Consider the following 22,653-nt stretch of genomic DNA (forward strand, 5'->3'; position numbering starts at 1 on the left):
GACTTATAAAATTGGCTTACAGAGTTTACAGGTGTAGTTTTGTTTAGTAGTATTTATTTCTATCCACCCCTATTTTGCTAAAAGACATCCCTTTCTTACAGCGCCAAATCGTGGTATAATCAAACGAAGCGTATAGCCGTAAACAACCATTTCATTAGTGAAGTGGTTTAATTCATTGAGGAGAGTCGTTATGAAGATGATTGTTGGGCTCGGGAATCCGGGTAAAAAATATGAACGTACTAGGCATAATGTCGGTTTTATGGTCGTCGATGAGCTTAGTTTTAGATACCACACGCCTTGGAAGAAGTCGAAGTTTAATGGGATGACGAGCAGTATCGTGGTGAATGGCGAGAAAATGCTACTCGTGAAACCGTTAACTTTTATGAATCTTTCTGGGGAATGTGTGCGTCCATTAATGGATTATTATGATATTTCAGTCGATGATGTGATGATTGTTTATGATGATTTGGACTTGCCTACTGGGAAAATTAGACTTAGACAAAAGGGTAGCGCGGGTGGTCATAATGGGATGAAATCATTGATTCAACATCTGAAAACGCAGGAGTTTAATCGGATTCGTGTTGGTGTGGATCGACCTGCGAATGGTGATATTATTAATTACGTGCTTGGGGATTTTCCAAAGTCGGAGCAAGCGGATATTATCGACGCAATCAAGAAGAGTGCGGATGCTGTGGAAGCCTGGTCAAATAAGGGTTTTGCAGAGGTTATGAATCAATTTAACTAGTGATTAGTTGCCGGATTATTTCGGCGAGAAATTTAGATGGAATATTCAAAAAGGAGGCCTTTTAGTGAAGGGATTGCAACAGCTTGTCTATGAACAAAAAGATATTCGTGGCGTTATCAAAGAATTGGATGAAAAGGGGAAATCGCAATTAGTAACGGGGCTTTCGGGTTCGAGTCGGGCGTTATTTGCTAGTGTTATTGAGGGTGGGACGCAGCGACCGGTTATTTTTGTGACGCATAATTTATACCATGCTCAGAAATTATATGATGATTTGTCGGCTTTGGTGGACAGCGATCGTCTTTACTTATATCCTGCCGATGAGTTGATTTCGTCGGAACTTAGTATCTCAAGCCCAGAACTTCGGGGGCAACGTGTGGAGGTACTACAATTTCTGTTGTCTAGAAAACCGGGAATCGTGATTGTACCTGTTTCTGGTATGCGCAAAATTTTGCCGCCGGTTTCGATTTGGGAGAAGTATAATATTTCGCTGATTCAAGGTGCGGAAATTGAGCCTGAGGTGTTGCAGAATCAGCTCGTGACGATGGGGTATTCGAGAAGTGATATGGTCAATACGCCGGGTGAGTTTAGTATTCGTGGCGGGATTATTGATATTTATCCGATCACGGAGGAGCACCCGATTCGGATGGAGTTATTCGATACGGAAGTGGAGTCGTTGCGCTTCTTTGATGTGGATTCGCAGCGGTCGATTGAGACGGTGGAGGAGTTCCGCTTGGTGCCTGCGACGGAGATTTTGCTGGAGCCGGCGTTTTTCCCGGATTTGGTGACTCGGATTGAGAAAAAGTTAGCGCAGACGCTGAAACAGATGGCGGGCGAGAAGGATAAGCAACAATTGGTCGAAAACTTGGAAGAGGATTTGGAGTTGCTTCGTGACGGCCAAAAACCGGACATGTTTTTCAAATATATCGGGATGTGTTATCCGGATCCGGCTTCGTTACTGGATTATGTGCCGCAAAACTCGATTTTGCTGTTTGATGAATTTGCGCGGATTCAGGAGACGGATGAGCGTTTAGAAAAAGAGGAAGCGGAGTGGCAAACGGAGACGCTGGAACGGTTGGAGACGGTTCGTGATACGAAAATGAGCCATAATTTCCGAGCGCTTTTGGAAACGGATCGCTTGTCGCGGATTTATTTGTCGTTGTTCCAAAAGACGCCGAGCAGTGTGCGGATTGCGAAGATGACGAATATTGTGTATAAGCAAATGCAGCAATTCCACGGTCAAATGAGTGTTTTGAAGACGGAGATGGATAGCTGGTCTAAAAATAATTACGCGGTCGTGATTTTGGCGCCGTCTATTGAGCGTGCGGAGAAAATGAAGCAGACGCTCGCGGATTATGAGATGGAAAGCGTGATTTTGAAGGATGAGTCGGAGGTTCCGAAATTTGGCCAGACGCAATTCGTGCTGGGGAGTTTTCAGAATGGCTTTGAGTTGCCGCTTGCCAAGGTTGTTTTTATAAGTGAGACGGAACTTTTTAACAGTAAGAAGCAGCAGAAGCCTAAGAAGCGGCAGAAATTGTCGAATGCGGAGCGGATTCAGAGTTATTCGGAGCTGAAGGTTGGCGATTATGTGGTGCACGTGAATCACGGGATTGCGCGCTATGTTGGGATGGAAACGCTGGATATTAACGGTGTTCATAAGGATTACTTATTGTTGATGTACCAAGGCGATGATAAGTTATTTATCCCGGTGGAGCAGCTGGAGCTCGTGCAAAAATACGTTGGCTCGGAAGGCAAAGCGCCGAAGTTGAACAAGCTTGGTGGCGCGGAGTGGAAACGTGTGAAGACGCGGGTTCAGGCTTCTGTGCAGGATATTGCGGATGATTTGATTAAATTGTACGCGGAACGTGAGGCGGAGCGTGGTTATGGCTATAGTCCTGACGGCGAAATGATGCGTGAGTTTGAGGATGCGTTTCCGTACCAGGCGACGGAGGATCAGTTGCGTTCGATTATGGAAATCAAGAAGGATATGGAACGCGAACGGCCAATGGATCGCTTGCTTGTCGGGGACGTTGGTTATGGGAAAACGGAGGTCGCGCTGCGTGCGGCGTTTAAGGCGATGATGGACGGGAAGCAGGTGGCGTTCCTTGTGCCGACAACGATTCTGGCGCAGCAACATTATGAAACAATGAAGGAGCGGTTCCAAGGATTCCCGATTGAGGTTGGGTTGCTGAGTCGATTCCGGACGCGTAAACAGCAGAATGAGACGCTAAAAGGTTTGAAATCGGGTCACGTGGATATTGTAGTTGGAACGCATCGCCTGCTTTCGAAGGATGTGGAATACCATGATTTGGGCTTCCTTGTTATCGATGAGGAGCAGCGTTTTGGCGTGACGCATAAGGAGAAGATTAAGCATATTAGGTCAAAAATTGATGTGTTGACGCTGACTGCGACGCCGATTCCGCGGACGCTGCATATGTCGATGCTTGGTGTGCGTGATTTGTCGGTTATTGAGACGCCTCCAGCCAACCGTTTTCCAGTGCAAACCTATGTGGTGGAGCAGAATAACGTGTTGATTCGGGAAGCGATTGAGCGGGAGCTTGCGCGCGACGGTCAAGTTTTCTTCCTGCATAACCGGGTGGATTCGATTTTGCAAAAGGCGGATGAGATTAAGATGCTCGTTCCGGATGCGCGTGTTGCTGTGGCGCACGGTCAGATGACGGAAACGGAGCTTGAGTCTGTTATTTTGAGTTTCTTAGAAGGGGAATATGATGTTCTGGTGACGACGACGATTATTGAAACGGGTGTCGATATTCCGAATGTGAATACGCTATTCGTTCAAAACGCGGATCACATGGGACTTTCCCAGCTGTATCAATTGCGCGGTCGTGTTGGTCGTTGGAACCGGATTGCGTATGCGTATTTTATGTACCAGAAGGATAAAATTTTGCGGGAGGAAGCCGAGAAAAGATTGCAGGCGATTAAGGAATTTACAGAGCTCGGTTCTGGGTTCAAAATTGCGATGCGCGACTTGTCGATTCGGGGTGCGGGTAATATTTTAGGATCGCAGCAGCATGGCTTTATTGACTCGGTCGGCTTTGATTTGTATTCGCAAATGTTGCAAGAAGCCATTGCGGCACGTCAGCCTAAAGAGGATCATGAAAAAATCGTGCCGGTGGAGATTGATATCACGGTGGATGCGTATATTCCGGAGCATTATATTCAGGATGGACGTCAAAAAATCGAGATGTATAAACGTTTCCGGACGGTTCTTGATATGGATGACTTGGAGGAATTGCGTTCGGACATGATGGACCGTTTCGGCGAATATCCAGAGCAAGTGGAATATTTATTCACGATTACGGAGTTGAAAGTGTACGCGATGCGAGTTGGCATTGAGTCGGTGAAGCAGGATGCGACGAAGATCACGGTTCAATTCTCAGAAGAAGGCACGCAAAATATGCGCGGCGACATGGTGATGCAAGTCATCGGCGAATATGGTCGTTCGATTGGCGTTGGTATGGACGGTCAGCAGCTTAGAATCACGGTGAACGTTGGCACGAAGCCACTTCAAGAATGGCTATTCGAACTGAAAACATTGACGGACAAACTTTCCGAGGCGAAAAAAGAAGTCGCGGAATCGAAGGCAGAGTAAGTTGATACCAAATTTTTAGAAAAGGCGGTGGCGTACAAATGGCTCAAACAACAATCAAGAACTTAATGAAGGGCGCGGTTTGGTTAACACTTGCGTCACTCCTTTCTAAAATCTTAAGCGCAGTATACCGAATCCCTTTCCAGAACATGGTTGGGGATATTGGTCTTTACATATTTCAACAAGTATATCCAATCTACGGAATCGCGATGACGCTAGCTTTAGCAGGATTTCCAATCATTGTTTCGCGTCTAATCGCGGAGGAAAAAGACGTCACAAAACGCGAAGAAATTTTTCAATCGGCATTGCAAGTCATGATCGGCGTCGGACTCGTCTTTTTCTTCGTTATTTTCTTTGGAGCCGAGTTCATCGCCCGCGTCATGGGTGACGTCCACTTAACCGTGCTGATTCGCGTCATCAGTTTTGCATTCCTATTAATGCCGTTTCTAGCCAGTTTGCGCGGCTTTTTCCAAGGGCATGAGCAGATGATCCCGACCGCCATCTCGCAAACCATCGAACAACTCGTACGCGTCGTCATCATTATCGCTGGAGCAACAGGCGCCGTCGCGCTCGGCTGGAACCTCTACATGACTGGCGCTGTTGCCATGAGCGGCGCAGTCGTCGGCGGATTCGGTGCACTTGGCACGCTCCTCTATTTCTACTGGCGCAAGAAACCCGAAACCATCAAATTCACCAGAAAATGGGCCAGCGCGAAGTTCGTCAAACGCTTCCTAGCGCAAAGTATCGCCGTCTGCACCACAAGCGCCATGCTCATCCTGTTCCAACTTTTAGACTCATTCCAAGTGTACCGCCTCATGCGCGAATCAGGCATCGACGCCACCACTGCAAAAAGTCTAAAAGGAGTCTATGATCGCGGTCAGCCATTGCTACAACTAGGCTTGGTGCTCTGCATGGGCCTCGCGCTCGCCATCGTACCCATGATTACATCCGCAAAAGCACGCGGTGAAACAAAAGAATTACGGCGCTCTGTCCTGCTTATCATCAAGCTCACCATCCTACTTTCAGGCGCAGCAACACTTGGACTCATCGCGATTATGCGTCCAACAAACCAGATGCTTTTCGAAACCGCAGCAGGAACCGGCGTCCTGCAAATTTTCATCCTATCATTGTTCATAAGCTCGCTAATCGTGACCATGAGCAGCATTCTACAAGGATTCGGCAATATGGCAGGCCCAGCCGTCGCCGTGTGCGTCGGACTCGCCGTCAAGGTCGCAACAAACGCCATCCTAGTACCGCGATTCGCCACATACGGCGCCTCCTGGTCCACCGTCATTGGCCTCACAGCAACGCTCATCATGTGCTATATCCTGCTAAAACGCCAACTCCCAGTCCCGTTCATCCGAACACACATGATTGGCTGGGCCCTACTCGCGTTCGCTGCAATGATCATCGTCCCAGTCACATGGGAAGCGTTCTGGCCACTCACAAGCCGCACCGGCAGCGCGATCCAAGCCCTATTCGGCGCACTAATCGGAGGCACAATCTTTTTCTACTGCATCATCAAATTCCGGCTACTCACGACCCGCGACCTCGTCTACATGCCATTTGGCTCCAAGCTATTATGGCTCGCCAACAAAATCCATAAGAGGTGATGTTTGGTGGCTCAATCTGGAAACCGGCGGCAAACGCTCGTATTCAGGGGATTTGGCGGACTTCCGGTTCTCACATACGGGGGTATGCTCCGCTTTGTTGGGACTGTTCGACATGTAATGAGTTACAGTCCCAATATAGGCGTGAACACCGTGAACGATTAATCCTATCCAAATCCCCTGAATACAAACGCTTTCGCTCGGTTAGCGTTGCATCGAGTTTAGTGAAAAACATTTAGGATAGTTGCAATTTCGCGTTAATCATGCGAAGATAAAGATAAATTTTACAAACAAAGGATGGATGAACATGGCAGTAACAATGCGTTTAGATAAATTTTTAAAAGTATCCCGACTAATCAAACGGCGCACTGTCGCGAAAGAAGTCGCTGAAAAAGGCCGTATTTCCGTGAATGGCGTTGTCGCAAAACCCGGCACGAATGTCAAAGTAGAAGACGAACTTGTCATCAAATTTGGACAAAAAACCGTGACGGCGCGCATCGACCGTTTAGAAGAAAACGCCCGCAAAGAAGTCGCGACAGAAATGTACACGATTTTAAAAGAAGAACGCAAAGACGAAGAATAAATGAAGATTTGAGTTTGAGACGCACGACTGGTTTCAAGCTCTTTTTTCACATTCCAAGGAGGAAAATCAATGAAAGCCATCATGTACGTTGCTCACGGAAGTCGCTTGCCCGAAAAAAACCGCGAATTCCGCGCTTTCGTAGCGAAAATCACCCGAAAAAGACCTGAAACCTGCCAAAAAATCGCTTTTCTAGAAAAAGAAGACGAAACGATGCTACTCGTGGGCGAAGCGATGATGGAAGAAGGTGCCACCGAGATTACAGTCGTGCCGATGCTCCTATTCCCAGCGATGCACGCCACAAAAGACATCCCAGAACACGTTGCCAACTTGCAAGCCGCGCACCCAAATGTGGCGTTTCGAATCGCGGACACATTCGGCGCCGAACCGGAAACAATCGCCACGGCAACCGCACGAATCCGCGACGCCAAACCCGAGCCAGACGCGACAATCCTCGTCATCGCCCACGGAAGCGCATCCTACGACAAGCCGAGAGACCAAATGCAAGGCGTCGTCGCAGAACTAAGCGCTCAACTTGGCCGCAAAGTAACCTTAGGCATGCTCCACGGCGAGCCGAACTACAAGCAAGTCGCCACCGAATTAGTCGCGACAAATGAAAATGTCTACTGGATGCCCTATTTCCTTTTCACAGGCCAACTTGTCGACAAAATTCGCGCAGGCATCACCGAAATCAGCCCAACTTGGCGCGAAACGAACTGTCTTGAATTAGATGAAAACCTCGCAGCCGCAGTCCTGCGCAAAATCGAGGAGGCCACAATATGAGCTACCCCGTCCTTCTACAACTGACTGGCAAAAATGTCACCATCATCGGCGGCGGCAAAATCGCAACAAGAAAAGCACGAGGTTTACTCACAACTGGCGCCAACATTACAGTCATCGCACCAATTTTCACGGAAGAACTACAACAAATGCCCATTCACCGAATTCAAGAAAACTACCAAGCCGCGCATCTAAACAAAGCCTTCCTCATTTTCTGCTGCACAAATGATCCAGCGGTGAACACACAAATCATCCGAGACGCAGCCCCGCACCAACTAATCAACGACTGCACCGACAAATCAAGGTCTGACTTTTTCAATATGGCAACGCTGCAACAAGACGACCACCTCATCGCGATTTCGACAAATGGAAACGACCCAACACGAGCCAAAGAAATCCTTCAAAAAATCCGACAGGGCGCTGATATTTAGGCGCTTTTTCAGTGTTTTCCCCCATGTATGAAATCACATGTTACCTGTATAATGAACCTATCTAATTTTATAATTAATTGTTCATATTTTCACAATTAACAGGAGGGGAAACACATGCCAAAACAAAAACTACTCATGATCGGCAACGGAATGGCTGGTGTGCGCACGATTGAAGAAATTCTAGACCGCGATCCAGACAAATACGACATCACGATTATCGGCGATGAGCCACATCCGAACTACAATCGCATCATGCTGTCCAATATTCTGCAAAACAAAATGACGCCGTCCGAAATTATCCTAAACGACGAAACATGGTACGCGTCCAACAACATCACGCTACATACAGACGAGCAAGCCATTTTAATCGACAGGCTCACCAACACCGTCACCACGACAAAGCGCAATATCACATACGACCGTCTCATTTTAGCGACAGGATCAAGAGCTTTCATCCTGCCAATTCCAGGCGCAGATTTAGAAGGCGTGCTCGGATTCCGAACCATAGCCGACACAGAAAAAATGATTGCAGCATCCAAAAAATACAAACGAGCTACTGTCATTGGCGGTGGTCTGCTTGGCTTGGAAGCAGCGCGTGGACTCCTCGATCAAGGTATGGACGTCACGGTTATCCATCTCGCAGACTGGTTAATGGAAACCCAACTTGACGCGAAAGCAGGCGAACTTTTAAAAGCAGATCTCGAAGCGCAAGGCATGAAATTTCTCATGCAAAAAGCGACCTCCAAAATTCTCGGCAAATCACGCGTCACAGGTCTAGCGTTTAAAGACGGCTCACAAATCGAGACAGATCTAGTAGTCATGGCAATCGGCATCAAACCCGAAATCGAACTAGCACAACACGCGAACTTACCGACAGGACGCGGCATCGTAGTCGACGATTTTATGACAACCGCCGATCCAGCCATTTTTGCCGTTGGAGAATGTGCCGAACATAATGGCATCGCGTATGGCCTTGTAGCGCCACTCTATGAGCAAGGAAAAGTCCTCGCAGATTACCTATGCGGCATCGAAACGAAAGGCTATCATGGTAGCAAAATGTTCACCCAGCTCAAAGTATCCGGTTGCGACCTATTCTCGGCCGGCGACATCAAAGAAAACGCCGAAATCAAAGGCGTCACGATTTTCAATAGCATCGAAAACAAATATAAAAAAATCTTCATGCGCGATGGGAAATTAGTCGGCGTCGTGCTTTACGGTGATACAACAGAAGGCAACCGCCTCTATAACCTGCTCAAAAAAGAAGAAGAACTCACCGACTTCACGCTCGTTTCGCTACTCCACAAATCAGGCGAAACAGAAAGCGCGAGCGTCGCAGAAATGCCCGACGACGAATCCGTATGTGGCTGTAACGGCGTCACGAAAGGCGATATCACGCACGCCATCACAGACAAAGGCCTAACTACAATCGGCGAAGTCACTGCATACACCAAAGCCGGCGGATCTTGCGGGAAATGTAAACCAATCATCGGCGACATTCTCGAACACACACTCGGCGACGATTTCGTAAGCGCCGCACCAGCAGGAATCTGCGGATGTACGGACTTCACGCGCGACCAGCTCATCATCCAAATCCGCTCCAAACAACTACAAACCGCAAAAGAAGTCCGTCACGTCCTAGCGTTCCGCAACCCAGAAGGCTGCTCGAAATGCCGTCCAGCACTCAATTACTACCTCAACATGATCTATCCGCAAACGCACGCCGACGAGCCAGAAAGCCGCTACGTCAACGAACGGCTACACGCCAATATTCAAAACGACGGCACATACTCCGTCATTCCGCGGATGTACGCAGGCCAAACCGACCCACAACAACTCATCAAAATCGCCAAAGTCGCCGAAAAATACGATGTCCCACTACTCAAACTAACTGGCGGACAACGCATCGGCCTATATGGCGTCAAAAAAGAAGACCTTCCGAAAATCTGGGAAGAACTCGACATGCGTTCCGGTTTTGCATACGGAAAAACTTTACGCACCGTAAAATCCTGTGTCGGTTCGAAATTTTGCCGTTTTGGAACCCAAGATGCACTCGCACTCGGCGAAGCTTTAGAACGTCGCTTCGAGTTCGTCGACACGCCACATAAATTCAAAATGGGTGTCTCCGGTTGCCCAAGAAGCTGCGTCGAATCAGGTGTCAAGGACTATGGCATCATCTGCGTCGAGAACGGTTACCAAATCTACATCGGCGGAAACGGCGGCACGGAAATCAAAGAAGCACAGCTCCTAACCACCGTCGCGACCGAGCAAGAAGTACTCGACATTTGCAGCGCCTTCGTCCAATACTACCGCGAAACCGGCGTTTACATGGAACGAACCGCGCCGTGGCTTGAACGCATGGGCATGGAACACGTCCGCGATATCATTCTTGACCCAGCCGAACAAGCGATTCTAAAAACCGCGCTAGATGAGGCACTCGCAGGCCGCGATGACCCATGGAAGCAAGTTTTGCAAGACGAAGAAAAACAAAAACTATATCACGTAGAAAGAGTGTGACCGCGATGGAGAAAAAATATGTAGCAGACTTAGAAAATTTGGTGCCACTCATCGGCCGTGAAGTGCTCCTAGACAAGGCCCGAATCGCGTTATTCCGACTATCAGACGACAGCATAAAAGCCATCGAAAACCGCTGCCCACACAAAAATGGTCCACTTGCAGAAGGCACCGTATCTGGAACCGACGTTTTCTGCCCGCTACACGACTATAAAATATCATTAGAAACGGGTCTGGTCGTGGCGCCCGATGAAGGCTGCGTCAAAACCTACGAAACCGTAGTCGAAAACGGCAAAATTTATCTGGTAACGAATCCATGATAAACGTCTATCTCATCGGCGCAGGCCCAGGCGATCCAGGACTCTTGACACAAAAAGGCCGGCGTCACCTAGAAACAGCAGATATCATCATTTACGACCGGCTCGTCAACCCGACACTGCTCTACTTAGCGAAAAAAGACGCTGAGTTCCTATACTGCGGCAAACTACCACGCCATCACATCATGCGCCAAGATCAAATCAACGCAGCCATCGTCGCGAACGCCGCGCAAGGCAAAAAAGTAGTCCGTCTAAAAGGTGGCGATCCCGCTATCTTTGGACGCGTCGGCGAAGAAATGAAAGCCATCAGAGACGCCGGTTTGACCTATCAAGTCATTCCAGGCATCACGTCCAGTTCCGCCGCGGCGATCTATGCGGGAATTCCCCTAACACATCGCGACCATAACGGGCACGTCACTTTTGCAACCGGTCATCAGAAAAACAACGCCCTCACGGAGATTGACATGACGACACTCGCACAAGGTGGCACGCTCGCATTTTACATGGGAATCGAAAACCTCCCGCGCATCTGCGAAAAAATCACCAAGCAACCAGAACTCGCCAAACTTCCCGTAGCCATTATCGAATGGGGAACGCTCGGCCGCCAAAAAGTACTTACAGGCACCATCGCGACAATCGAATCCGAGCTAGCGCAAACCACGATGGCGAACCCTGCCATGATTATCATCGGAAACGTCGTCAAAGAACGCAGCGACACCTCTTGGTTCGAACAAACGCCACTATTCGGCAAACGCTACCTACTAGCATCCGAAACGGGCATCACCTTCGACCAAATCTGCGACTACACCGAGCTCGGCGCTCATGTTTACGCGCTCCGAATCCAAGACGCGAGATTCGACGACATCACGACCCGCGTCTTATCCGAGCAACAATGGGATGGCGTCATTTTACACGACGGAACACCAGCTCGAATTTTTCAAGAAGAATTACTCCGATTGGGCATAAATGAAACCTTTCACATATTCCAAAACGATCCCGCGCATGTTATTCTAGAAGGGTAGTTAAGGAGGAATGTCAAACCAATGAAAGAACAAGACATAGCAAGCGAACTGATCGATATTAGGCTGCAATTCGGTCTAGACTTTGTCGGCATTGCCACCGCGATTGCAGCAGACGGACAAAAAGAAATACGCTGGAAATACGTCGCCGGCAACCGCAATAACCGCTACCAAAAAATCGTCCTCCAAGTTGGCAAAGGCATCGCGGGAATCGTTTGGCGGACCGCAAGACCAATGATTTCCGAAGATCTCAAAACCGAGAGGCTCGCGCCGCTTCAAGAATATCCTATCGCACTCACCGAGAATTTAGCGAGCATTATCGCCGTTCCCATCATGTCCGAGGGCGCTGTCATCGGTGTAATGCTGGGCGGTTACCGTAAAGTCACGCAAATAAAAACCTCGATGCCCACCGATTTCCAAGCAATTGCCGACAAAATGCAACAAAGCTTACTAGCCGTAAAGGAATGATGCGAAATGGAAATAACATCCGAACTATTCATGAAAGCCTACGAACAGATGAGCGACGCTGTTTTTTTGTTACGAGACAAAAGTGAAATCATCGCGTCGAATCCGGCGGCAAACCAATTGCTCGATCGCTATGAAGTGAAGCTAGACGATTTCTGCACCTACTGCAGCGGCTATACCTCGATTTTCGAAGAGCGAACCTGTCTTGATTGCTTCTTGCACCAACGAGTTGATAACGAAGCTTTCCAAATCTTCCTGAACGTGGAAGGCGGCGAAAACATCCCATTTAGCGCGAGTTACACGCTCATCGACGAATCAGCTGGAATCAGCGTCTTGCTCCTGCGCAACCTAACCCAACAACAACAAACCGAACAACTGCTGAAGCAAAAAACAATGACCGAATACGTTATCAACGCCCAGGAAAACGAACGGAAACGCCTATCCCGCGAGCTTCACGACGGTTTGGCGCAAGGCCTTTTCAGCACGCTCATCGAACTTCGCAAAATCAAATACATGACTAAAAAAGAAGACTACGAATCAAGTATTGCCGAAATGGACTCGATGCTTGCAACGACACTGGAAGACATTCGCAATATGGCGGTAGAATTACGTCCGTCTTCCCTTGATGACCTCGGAATTTTTGCAGCGCTAAAAGTCTATTTTAAACGCTATGAGCAACTTTTCGGTGTCCATGTTGTCTTCGTTTCCGAACTTTATGGCACGCGTTTTCCAGCAAGCGTCGAAACCATGCTATACCGCGTCACCCAAGAAGCGCTCACGAATGCCGCTAAATACGCCGATGTAGACGAAATCGAAGTATACCTTTTCAAGACGAAGCACACGATCGTACTCGAAATCAACGACCAAGGCATTGGCTTTTCACCAGACCATTTTACTGCAGAAGGAAGCGGCTTGGGCTTGCTAAACATGAAAGAACGCGTGGAACTCTTGCACGGGGAATTCGAGCTTCGTTCAGAGCCGAATCAAGGAACGAAAGTACTCGTCAGAATACCAATCGAGCCAAAAGGAGGCAGAACAACATGATCAAAGTACTCGTTGTAGACGACCATGCCGTAGTCAGAAGTGGCCTATCCTTCGTCATCAACTCCCAGGAAGACATGACCGTCGTAGCAGACGCCGCAGATGGTTTGGAGGCTTATCTTGAAACCGAGCGCCACGCACCAGACGTTGTTTTGATGGATCTCAGCATGCCACCAGGCGAAAATGGCTTAGTCACCACAAAAAGAATCAAGGAGAACTTTCCTGCGACTAAAATCCTCATTTTGACGATGCACGACGACGAAGAATACCTGTTCCGAGCTTTAAAACTAGGCGCGACCGGCTACATCTTAAAAAATGCCAAAGACGACGAACTACTAGATGCCATCCGAGCCTTACAGCAAGGCGAAACCTATATCTATCCAAAAGTAACGACGGCTCTCGTCCGCCAATTTTTACAACAAAATAACGGCGAAGAAGTCAGCGATTCCTATGTCCAGCTTTCCAACCGCGAACAAGAAGTTTTACCCCTCATCGCGCTCGGCTATGGCAACAAAGAAATCGCCAACAAACTATGCATCTCCGTGAAAACCGTCGAAACACACAAATCAAACATCATGAACAAGCTCGACCTCACTACCCGCGCCGAAATTGTCAAATACGCCATCAAGAAAAACCTCATCGATTTATGACGCGCTCGGTTTAAACTTCCTTTTTCCTGAAAAAGTTATTATAATGAATAAATGGCAAGATTTTTGAAAAAGGGAGTGGCATTCATTTGAAGAAAACCAGAAAGTGGAATTGGACGAAAATCATCGCGATATTCGTTTTCGCATCACTATTAATATCATTAGTATTTTCCATCTACAATTTGATGACGACACCAGCGACCGGTGTACCAGAAGGAGAACCGACACGCAGCGACTATTCGCTCATGGTAAGCCAGTGTATTCTTGGGCTAGTAGCCATGTTTTTACCGTCGATTCTTGGACGTCGATTCAAATTTGAAATTCCAGGGAACATGTATCTCGTCTTTATTATTTTTCTATACTGCTCGATTTACCTTGGAGAAGTTCAAAGTTTCTACTATTTAATTCCAAATTGGGACACGATTTTACACACATTTAGTGGTGCTATGCTCGGCGCACTCGGATTTTCCGTCATCTCCTTTCTCAATGAGGATGAGCGCACAACGATGAATTTAAGCCCGGCTTTTGTAGCCTTGTTCGCCGTATGTTTTGCGGTAACACTAGGCGTTGTCTGGGAATTTTACGAGTTCGCATCCGACAAATGGCTAGGCATGAACATGCAAAAAACGATGCTAGAAGACGGCACAAAACTCGCTGGGACCGCCGCGGTAACCGACACGATGGAAGACCTGTTCGTCGACTTCCTCGGGGCCTTCGTATTCGCGACTATCGGCTACATCAACCTGAAGCGCAAAAAAGGCTGGATGGCGAAATTCGAATTCAAAAAAACAGTGAAAAAGTAATAGTACGATCAAAGGCTTGTCATGGTTTTTCCTTGCAAGCCTTTTTTGAAAAGGGGGAACAAAATGATGGCCTTCTCATTGGGAGACATGATTTTCACGGCGATTGTATTTTTCATTCCAATCACAATTATCATAGCAATCATCCTATTAGTCATTACCTTATCCAGAACGAAAAACCGCCCAGCTAGGGACAAATATCCAGACCATAAAGCATAAAAAAATAAATTATGCAACTAAATAGAACAGATGTACTTAAAAAAGATCGTCAAAATAACGGATAGCAATGGACAAAAGGCTGAAATATTGTTATTATTTTAAACAAGAACCAATTTTTTTCAAGGCGGATCACAGCTAGTCTTTAAATTGGGGCTAGTGGCGAATTAATACTGAAGAAATGGGGGATGATGTGTGAAAAGAGACCAACGTACTGTTACAAGACTAAATAATCGTTACGTACAAGATGAAACGATCATGAAGAAACAACGATCACGCAGAAGAGTCGCACTATTTCGGAGGCTATTAATGCTTGCCGCAGTTATTGTGGTGGTCAGCGGTGGTTTAGTGTACGTCTACTCGCAACAAGTGAGTTTACTACACGCCAAGGAAACAGAGAAAGTAGAATTAGATAAGAAAGCACTCGCAGTAGCGCAAGATCAGAAAGAACTAAAGAACACGATTAACAAATTACATGATGATGACTACATCGCGAAACTGGCTAGGAGTGAGTATTTCCTTTCTGAGAAGGGGGAAATCATTTTCAATATTCCTGACGAAAACGATAAGAAGAAAGAGTCGTCCAATTAATTTGCGAAAAAAGTTTCGTGTAATTGACACTCTTTTTATATTAGCTATAATTAAGGGTAGAGTGAAATTCTAAGGAGGAAGCATTGTTTTATGTCGATTGAAGTAGGCAACAAGTTACAAGGGAAGATTACCGGGATTACTAATTTTGGGGCGTTTGTTGAGTTAGAGGGTGGCAAGACAGGTCTTGTTCACATTAGTGAGGTTGCAGATAACTATGTGAAGGATATCAATGACATTTTAACGGTTGGCGATGAAGTCACTGTGAAAGTAATGAATGTCGGCGATGACGGCAAAATCGGTTTATCAATTCGTAAAGCAGTTGACCAACCGGAGCGTCCAGAAAGACCAGAGAGAAGTTATAGCAATGGTCCTCGCAAACCGAAATACAACAAAAAGGCTGCAGAGCCAGTACGTCCAGAGAATTTTGAAGATAAAATGTCTAAATTCTTAAAAGATAGCGAAGACCGTTTATCTACCTTAAAACGTCAAACGGAGTCCAAACGTGGCGGCCGTGGCGCGAAACGTAGCTAATCATAAATAGTGAATTTATAGGAGCTGTTCAAAGTCAACTAAAGTCTGATTTACTTGGCTTAGGTACAACTCCTTTTTTTGCCTGATTTGGATGATGAAAGAGGTTGGAAACATGATGGCTCGCGAAAAAGTAATGGCGTTTATAAATAAGCATCAACTTATTAAGCCAAGCGATCAGCTGCTCGTCGCGGTTTCTGGTGGCGCGGATTCCATGGCGTTGCTTCATTTTCTAATCCAAACAAGGATTGTGCCAAAAGAGGCGATTATTGTGGCGCATGTCAATCATGGTCTGCGAGCAGAATCTGTCGATGAAGAGCAACTCGTCGCGGATGTTTGTGAGACTTACGGCATTCGTTTTGAAGCGACGCAACTGGATATTAGGCGGTTAGCGGAGCAGGAGAAAACCGGGATTGAAGAAACGGCGCGCAAGTATCGGTATACCTTTTTCAGAGGGCTTATGCGGAAATATCACTGTCAGAAGCTCGTTCTAGCGCACCATGCGGACGATCAGATGGAAACGATTTTGATGCGGCTTGTTCGAGGGAGTTCCGATTTGGGCTGGCTCGGGATGCAACCAAAACGCGATTTTGCGACGGGGATGGTGGTTCGGCCGTTCCTCCCGTTAACGAAAAGTGAGATTGTGCATCTGTGTGAGGCGCAAGACGTTCCTTATTTAGAGGATGCGACCAATCAGGAAGATACGTATACGCGCAATCGCTATCGCAAAGCTTTACTGCCTTTTTTAAAACAAGAAAATACGCATGTCGATGAACAATTCCGGCGTTTTTCGGAAGAAACGACCGAAGATTTTCTGTTTTTGAATGAGTTGGCGGAACAGGCGCTGCGAAACATGACCGAATATAGCGAAACCGATGTGAAACTTTCATTAACCGAGTGGCGAAAACTGCCCCAACCTTTACAACGCCGTACAATTCATTTACTATTGAAGCATCTGTATAAAGACACGATGTCGCTTATTTCGGCAGGGCATGTGGACCAGATTTTACGACTGAATCGGGAAACCAATCCGTCGGGCGTCATTCATTTGCCGAATAGCTTAATTGTGAGGCGTGCGTATGACCAGCTGGACTTCTTTTATGGCGAGTCGAGCAAGAAAGTGCAGGATTTTTATCATCAATTGTACGACGGTGATCGCGTGACGCTAGCAGATGGTGCAGAGATTCGCATCAAGACCAAAAGCTCAGTTGTGCAAACAGCAGGATTAGATGGTATGATTGTGAATCAAGAGGCAATCCAGTTACCGCTCATTATCCGCGGGCGCATGAACGGTGATCGCATGAAAACGACAGGTGGCACACGCAAGCTCAAATCGATTTTCATCGATGCCAAAATTCCGAAGCATGAACGTGATACGTGGCCTATTGTGACAGATTATTCAGGTGAAATTTTATGGATTCCAGGCGTTCAGGCGTCGGTCCACCAAACGAAACCAAACCGTGAAACAAAGCAATATATTATAAGATATCATCGTAATTTAGGAGGAAACAAAAGTATGCACAACGATATTCAGAAAGTGTTGATTAGCGAAAATGAAATCCAGGAGAAAATTGCTGAGCTGGGCAAAGAACTGACAGCCGAGTACGACGGTCGCTTCCCGCTAGTCATCGGTGTCTTAAAAGGTGCAACGCCTTTCATGACCGATTTACTAAAACGAGTAGATACATATCTAGAAATGGATTTCATGGATGTATCGAGCTACGGTAACGGCACAGTTTCAACCGGCGAAGTAAAAATCATCAAAGATTTGAATACATCAGTGGAAGGTCGAGACGTACTGATTCTGGAAGATATTATCGACAGCGGACGCACGCTTAGCTATTTAGTTGATCTTCTAAAATACCGCAAAGCCAAATCCGTAAAACTAGTAACGTTGCTTGATAAACCAGAAGGACGCAATGTAGATATTGACGCAGATTACGTCGGGTTTGTCGTTCCAAATGAATTCGTCGTTGGCTACGGTCTTGACTTCGCAGAGAAATATCGTAACTTACCATACATCGGCGTTTTGAAACCAGAAATATACGCAGATTGATTTAGTTCACAAAATGAATTAAATTTGTTAACATATAGAAAACAAGGCACAAAGGTAGCTATTCCGCGTTAAATTTTTCCTGTGATAAAAAAACGTGTCCAACAACATGCAAATCATTGGGAAATTGCAATTCGTTATGCTATCATTAGTCTTAGTTTTTAGCTCAATATGCCTATTTGAGGAATAATAATAAACCATGCTTTTTAATAGAAAGTCTTCGTGAGAGAAACACAAGGCGGATCTGTTTTTACAGCCAAAAAGGGAATGCAAAAAAACCTAACTGTAAAGACTTAATCCATGCTCTTACGTGGGAGGAGGTAAGGAATGAATCGCTTTTTTAGAAACGCCATATTTTACGTTATCATTTTCCTTGTCATCATAGGAATCGTAGCCACTTTTAATAACAATAGTGAGTCTGCAAAAGAAATCAGCTATGATGAGTTCATCACGAAAATGGGTGACGATCAAATCAAATCATTCTCCATACAACCGGATCGCAGCGTGTATGTGATTAATGGAGAACTGAAGAAAGCAGTGAAAACTGACAGCAAAGTTGGAAAAGATCAAACAACAACGAAATTCACAACATATGCTATCAACAGTGATCAATTGCTAACTCAAATGGATAAGGTTGCGGATGACAACGATGTGAAAATGACAGTTGTACCAGCAAAGCAAAATAGTGGCTGGATCACGTTCTTCACTTCTATCATTCCTTTCGTTATTATCTTTATCCTGTTCTTCTTCCTAATGAGCCAAGCACAAGGTGGCGGCGGTGGCGGTCGAGTTATGAACTTTGGTAAAAGTAAAGCCAAACTTTATAACGACGACAAGAATAAAGTCCGCTTCACAGATGTAGCCGGTGCAGATGAAGAGAAACAAGAATTAGTAGAAGTTGTAGATTTCCTAAAAGATCCACGCAAATTTGCCGAACTTGGCGCACGTATTCCTAAAGGGGTCTTACTCGTAGGTCCTCCAGGTACAGGTAAAACATTACTTGCCCGTGCAGTAGCCGGTGAAGCAGGTGTACCGTTCTTCTCAATCAGTGGTTCGGACTTCGTGGAAATGTTCGTTGGTGTCGGTGCAAGCCGTGTCCGCGACTTGTTCGAAAATGCGAAGAAAAACGCTCCATGTATTATCTTTATCGATGAAATTGATGCTGTAGGTCGTCAACGTGGCGCAGGAATGGGCGGCGGACATGACGAACGCGAGCAAACATTGAACCAATTACTTGTAGAAATGGATGGTTTCGGCGGTAACGAAGGAATCATTATCATTGCTGCGACTAACCGTGCCGACGTACTTGACCCAGCGTTACTACGTCCAGGCCGTTTTGACCGTCAAATCATGGTAGACCGTCCAGATGTTAAAGGACGTGAAGCCGTACTTCGAGTGCATGCTCGTAATAAACCACTTGCGAAGAGCGTTGACTTAAAAGCGATTGCTCAACGTACGCCAGGATTCTCTGGTGCCGATTTAGAAAACTTACTGAATGAAGCAGCCCTTGTTGCCGCGCGTTCCGATAAGAAACAAATCGATATGAAAGACTTGGACGAAGCAAGTGATCGCGTTATCGCCGGCCCAGCCAAGAAAAACCGTGTTATTTCAATCAAAGAACGCCGTACCGTCGCGTATCATGAAAGTGGTCACGTAATCGTCGGAATGGTGCTCGATGAAGCTGAAGTAGTCCACAAAGTAACGATTGTTCCACGTGGACAAGCAGGCGGTTATGCCGTTATGTTACCAAAAGAAGATCGCTTCCTAATGACGAAAGCTGAGTTAATGGACCGTATTACAGGTCTACTAGGTGGACGGGTAGCCGAAGAAATCGAATTTGGTGAAGTAACAACAGGCGCAAGCAATGACTTCGAACGTGCGACACAAATCGCGCGCCGGATGGTAACAGAATGGGGTATGAGCGACAAAATTGGTCCACTTCAATTCTCATCAGGTAGCGATCAAGTATTCATGGGCAGAGATTTCGGAAATGGCAAAAACTACTCCGACAAGATCGCGTATGAAATTGATACCGAAGTTCAAAGCCTAATCCGCTTCTGTTATGACCGTGCGAAAACAATTATTGAAGAACACAGAGAGCAACATACGCTTATCGCGGAAACGTTGCTTGAAGTTGAAACATTAGATGCACGCCAAATCCGTTCACTATATGACGATGGCGTTTTACCATCCGAAATGGACGCTGACGAACAAATGTCCGAATTCCCTTCAGAAAAAGATGATATTGAACCAAAATCTTATGAAGAAGAGAAGAAAGAACTTGTCGAAGAAGCGAAAGACGATAAGATTTGGGATTATGCAGATAAAGAAGAAAAAGCAGAGAAGGATGCAGAATCAGAAGCACCGAAAGAGGTCGTGACTGAAGAAGCACCAGATGCTGAAAAAACACCGAATGATGATAAAAAAGGTGAATAAGTAAGATAGGAACCAGTACATGATAGTTGTGTGCTGGTTTTGTTGTGGCTCTTATGAAGCGTCCTGTGCTGAATTAGAGCCTCAATATGCATGAGAGCAAAGCGAGCATGTAAACCCCCAGTGGCTCTCACAACGCCGAGCATGGAGTCAGTAACAGTCTGAGAAAAATTTTGCAATAATTCATAGTCTGCCAATCAAGTTTGTGGGAACGCCCCGATTTTTGACGTATCATCGCTTCCAGATCTAGCTTCAACGGCCAACTCCTCGAAAACTTCACGCCCTCCACAAAAAGCAAGAGCGGCTTTTTCCTGCGGCCGCTCCAGTTTTTTTCGGAGCTGAACGGGCCGTTTCAGCTTTTCATCAGATCCAGCTTCAGAAGCCAGACCCTCGAAATTTTCGTGGCCTCCGCAAAAACCAAGAGCGGGTTTTCACTGCGGCCCCTAACAAATTTTTTCGGGTCTAACGGGCTTCTTCAGCTTTTCATCCTATTGGTCAAAATAAGACAAATTACTCGGCTTTTCACAGAATCCGTGTTATGATACTCTAGAAAAATCACAAAAAGGATGGTGACGGTATGATTTTAGTTATCGATGTTGGGAATACGAACATCACAATTGGTGTCTATGAAGGCAAAGAGCTACGCAAGCATTGGCGAATGACGACGGATCGTCACCGTACATCAGACGAACTCGGCATGATGGTCTTAGATTTTTTTCAATACGGTGGCATTTCTTCCAAGGCAATCGAGGGAATTATCATCTCATCTGTTGTCCCGCCGATTATGCATTCTCTGGAAGCGATGTGCTATAAATATTTCGAAATTAGGCCGCTCGTTGTTGGTCCAGGTATCAAAACCGGTCTCAATCTACAAGTCGACAACCCGCGCGAAGTCGGTGCTGATCGAATTGTCAACGCCGTAGCGACGATTGAAGAATACGGAGCTCCCGCTATTATCGTGGATTTTGGAACGGCGACAACATTCTGCTATATCGATGAAAAATCGCGCTACCACGGCGGAGCAATCGCACCAGGCATTATGATCTCAACGGAGGCCCTCTACAATCGCGCCGCAAAACTTCCACGCGTAGACATCACAGAAGCGCCAAAAGTCATCGGCAAAAGCACCGTCGCGTCGATGCAAGCAGGTATTTATTACGGTTTTATCGGCCAGTTTGAAGGTATTGTCAAGGCGATGAAAGAACAGACCAACACAGAGCCAACCATCGTCGCAACAGGAGGTCTCGCGAGGCTTATTAGCGGCAAATCAGAGATAACGGATATCGTAGACCCATTTCTAACGTTGAAAGGGTTGCGAATTTTATATGAACGAAATCAATCAAACGATAAAGGAGTTAATGATAGTGAGTGATTATTTAGTAAAAGCATTAGCGTATGGCGGAAATGTCCGTGCTTACGCTGCAAGAACAACAGAAGCGGTGGGCGAGGCGCAACGTCGTCATGACACGTGGTCCATCTCATCCGCAGCGCTTGGTAGATCTATGACCGCAACCCTATTCCTCGGCGCGATGCAAAAAGAAGACCAAAAAGTAACCGTCAAAATCGAAGGAAACGGACCAATCGGACCAATCATCACGGACAGCAATACGCAAGGCCAGATTCGAGGCTACGTAACGAATCCACACGTGCATTTCAGCGAGCTAAACGAGTTCGGCAAATTAGATGTTCGTCGCGGCGTTGGTACAGAAGGAATGCTAGCCGTTGTGAAAGACATCGGTTTCCGCTCGAATTTTACAGGGCAAGTTCCGATCGTTTCAGGCGAAATTGGCGAGGATTATACGTACTATCTTGCTACATCTGAACAAATAAATTCATCACTCGGCGTTGGCGTGCTCGTAAATCCAGATGACACCATCGAAGCCGCAGGTGGATTCATGCTACAGCTACTTCCAGGCGCAGACGACGCAATCATCGATGAAATCGAAAAAAACCTGAAAGATTGCCCAACCATCTCCCGTCTTATCGAAGCAGGAGAAACGCCAGAACAAATTTTGGCAAGACTTGCAGGCGGCGAAGAAAACTTACAAATCCTCGAAAAAATGCCAGTCACGTTCGAATGTAATTGTTCCAAAGAACGTTTTGGTAACGCGATTATCTCTCTAGGAAAAAGTGAAATTCGCCAAATGATTGAAGAAGACCATGGCGCAGAAGCAGAATGCCATTTTTGCCGTAATAAATATCACTTTGAAGAATCTGAACTAGAAGCATTTTACGAAGAAGCGAAATAAAAACTGGAAGGTATCCTAGGGATGGGGTGC

At 46.4% G+C, this 22,653-nt stretch carries 20 protein-coding genes; all 20 read left to right on the plus strand.

The annotated features are described in order from the left end of the window. Positions 1–190 precede the first annotated feature (190 nt). The 20 genes from pth (at position 191) to hslO (ending at position 22,623) form a co-directional block, all read left to right on the plus strand. Entirely contained in the window at positions 191–745 is a 555-nt protein-coding gene (pth, locus tag EP58_RS08110; protein ID WP_036092225.1) for an aminoacyl-tRNA hydrolase, read from the plus strand. A 64-nt stretch (positions 746–809) separates the two neighbouring features. After that, positions 810–4,355, plus strand: a complete 3,546-nt coding sequence (gene mfd / locus EP58_RS08115) for a transcription-repair coupling factor (RefSeq protein ID WP_036092228.1) — start codon at positions 810–812, stop codon at positions 4,353–4,355. Between the two features lie 38 nt (positions 4,356–4,393). Then, a complete protein-coding gene (locus tag EP58_RS08120) occupies positions 4,394–5,965 on the plus strand; it encodes a putative polysaccharide biosynthesis protein (protein WP_036092229.1) in 1,572 nt (523 codons plus the stop codon). Positions 5,966–6,281: 316 nt separating this feature from the next. Further along, positions 6,282–6,545 (plus strand): RNA-binding S4 domain-containing protein, encoded by a 264-nt coding sequence (locus EP58_RS08125; RefSeq protein ID WP_277619741.1) that lies wholly within the window; start codon positions 6,282–6,284, stop codon positions 6,543–6,545. A 69-nt stretch (positions 6,546–6,614) separates the two neighbouring features. Further along, the gene (locus EP58_RS08130; protein ID WP_036092232.1) at positions 6,615–7,325 is read left to right on the plus strand and encodes a sirohydrochlorin chelatase; all 711 of its coding nucleotides are present in this window, start codon (positions 6,615–6,617) and stop codon (positions 7,323–7,325) included. Next, on the plus strand, positions 7,322–7,753 hold the full coding sequence (locus EP58_RS08135) for a precorrin-2 dehydrogenase/sirohydrochlorin ferrochelatase family protein (protein WP_036092234.1): 432 nt from the start codon (positions 7,322–7,324) through the stop codon (positions 7,751–7,753). The genes EP58_RS08130 and EP58_RS08135 overlap by 4 nt, the downstream gene beginning before the upstream one ends. Positions 7,754–7,867: 114 nt before the next feature. Next, on the plus strand, positions 7,868–10,267 hold the full coding sequence (gene nirB / locus EP58_RS08140) for a nitrite reductase large subunit NirB (protein ID WP_036092237.1): 2,400 nt from the start codon (positions 7,868–7,870) through the stop codon (positions 10,265–10,267). 5 nt (positions 10,268–10,272) lie between these two features. After that, on the plus strand, positions 10,273–10,584 hold the full coding sequence (gene nirD, locus EP58_RS08145) for a nitrite reductase small subunit NirD (protein WP_036092239.1): 312 nt from the start codon (positions 10,273–10,275) through the stop codon (positions 10,582–10,584). Next, positions 10,581–11,603, plus strand: coding sequence for a uroporphyrinogen-III C-methyltransferase (cobA, locus tag EP58_RS08150; protein ID WP_052171406.1), 1,023 nt, complete (start codon positions 10,581–10,583; stop codon positions 11,601–11,603). Before nirD ends, cobA begins: the two co-directional genes overlap by 4 nt. Positions 11,604–11,624: 21 nt before the next feature. Next, entirely contained in the window at positions 11,625–12,068 is a 444-nt protein-coding gene (locus EP58_RS08155; protein ID WP_036092242.1) for a GAF domain-containing protein, read from the plus strand. Positions 12,069–12,074: 6 nt separating this feature from the next. Next, positions 12,075–13,109 (plus strand): sensor histidine kinase, encoded by a 1,035-nt coding sequence (locus tag EP58_RS08160; RefSeq protein ID WP_036092245.1) that lies wholly within the window; start codon positions 12,075–12,077, stop codon positions 13,107–13,109. Next, positions 13,106–13,756, plus strand: coding sequence for a response regulator (locus tag EP58_RS08165; protein ID WP_036092247.1), 651 nt, complete (start codon positions 13,106–13,108; stop codon positions 13,754–13,756). Before EP58_RS08160 ends, EP58_RS08165 begins: the two co-directional genes overlap by 4 nt. A gap of 86 nt (positions 13,757–13,842) precedes the next feature. Beyond that, complete coding sequence (locus EP58_RS08170) at positions 13,843–14,556, plus strand: DUF2238 domain-containing protein (protein WP_036092249.1); 714 nt, start codon at positions 13,843–13,845, stop codon at positions 14,554–14,556. A gap of 63 nt (positions 14,557–14,619) precedes the next feature. Beyond that, positions 14,620–14,772 carry a hypothetical protein gene (locus EP58_RS17510; protein ID WP_156110591.1) on the plus strand — a complete coding sequence of 51 codons (153 nt, stop codon included), beginning with the start codon at positions 14,620–14,622 and terminating at the stop codon, positions 14,770–14,772. 192 nt (positions 14,773–14,964) lie between these two features. Continuing rightward, positions 14,965–15,360 carry an FtsB family cell division protein gene (locus EP58_RS08175; protein WP_036092252.1) on the plus strand — a complete coding sequence of 132 codons (396 nt, stop codon included), beginning with the start codon at positions 14,965–14,967 and terminating at the stop codon, positions 15,358–15,360. A 90-nt stretch (positions 15,361–15,450) separates the two neighbouring features. Next, positions 15,451–15,891, plus strand: coding sequence for a S1 domain-containing RNA-binding protein (locus EP58_RS08180; protein ID WP_036092254.1), 441 nt, complete (start codon positions 15,451–15,453; stop codon positions 15,889–15,891). Positions 15,892–16,003: 112 nt separating this feature from the next. After that, the gene (hpt, locus tag EP58_RS08185; protein ID WP_103035030.1) at positions 16,004–17,944 is read left to right on the plus strand and encodes a hypoxanthine phosphoribosyltransferase; all 1,941 of its coding nucleotides are present in this window, start codon (positions 16,004–16,006) and stop codon (positions 17,942–17,944) included. Positions 17,945–18,268: 324 nt separating this feature from the next. After that, positions 18,269–20,377 carry an ATP-dependent zinc metalloprotease FtsH gene (gene ftsH, locus EP58_RS08190; protein ID WP_036092256.1) on the plus strand — a complete coding sequence of 703 codons (2,109 nt, stop codon included), beginning with the start codon at positions 18,269–18,271 and terminating at the stop codon, positions 20,375–20,377. A gap of 574 nt (positions 20,378–20,951) precedes the next feature. Next, positions 20,952–21,746: a type III pantothenate kinase gene (locus EP58_RS08195; RefSeq protein WP_036092258.1), complete on the plus strand. Its 795-nt coding sequence runs from the start codon at positions 20,952–20,954 to the stop codon at positions 21,744–21,746. Continuing rightward, positions 21,739–22,623, plus strand: a complete 885-nt coding sequence (gene hslO, locus EP58_RS08200; RefSeq protein WP_036092260.1) for an Hsp33 family molecular chaperone HslO — start codon at positions 21,739–21,741, stop codon at positions 22,621–22,623. Before EP58_RS08195 ends, hslO begins: the two co-directional genes overlap by 8 nt. Positions 22,624–22,653 lie beyond the last annotated feature (30 nt).

Source organism: Paenilisteria newyorkensis, assembly GCF_000766145.1.
GTDB classification, from domain to species: domain Bacteria; phylum Bacillota; class Bacilli; order Lactobacillales; family Listeriaceae; genus Listeria_A; species Listeria_A newyorkensis.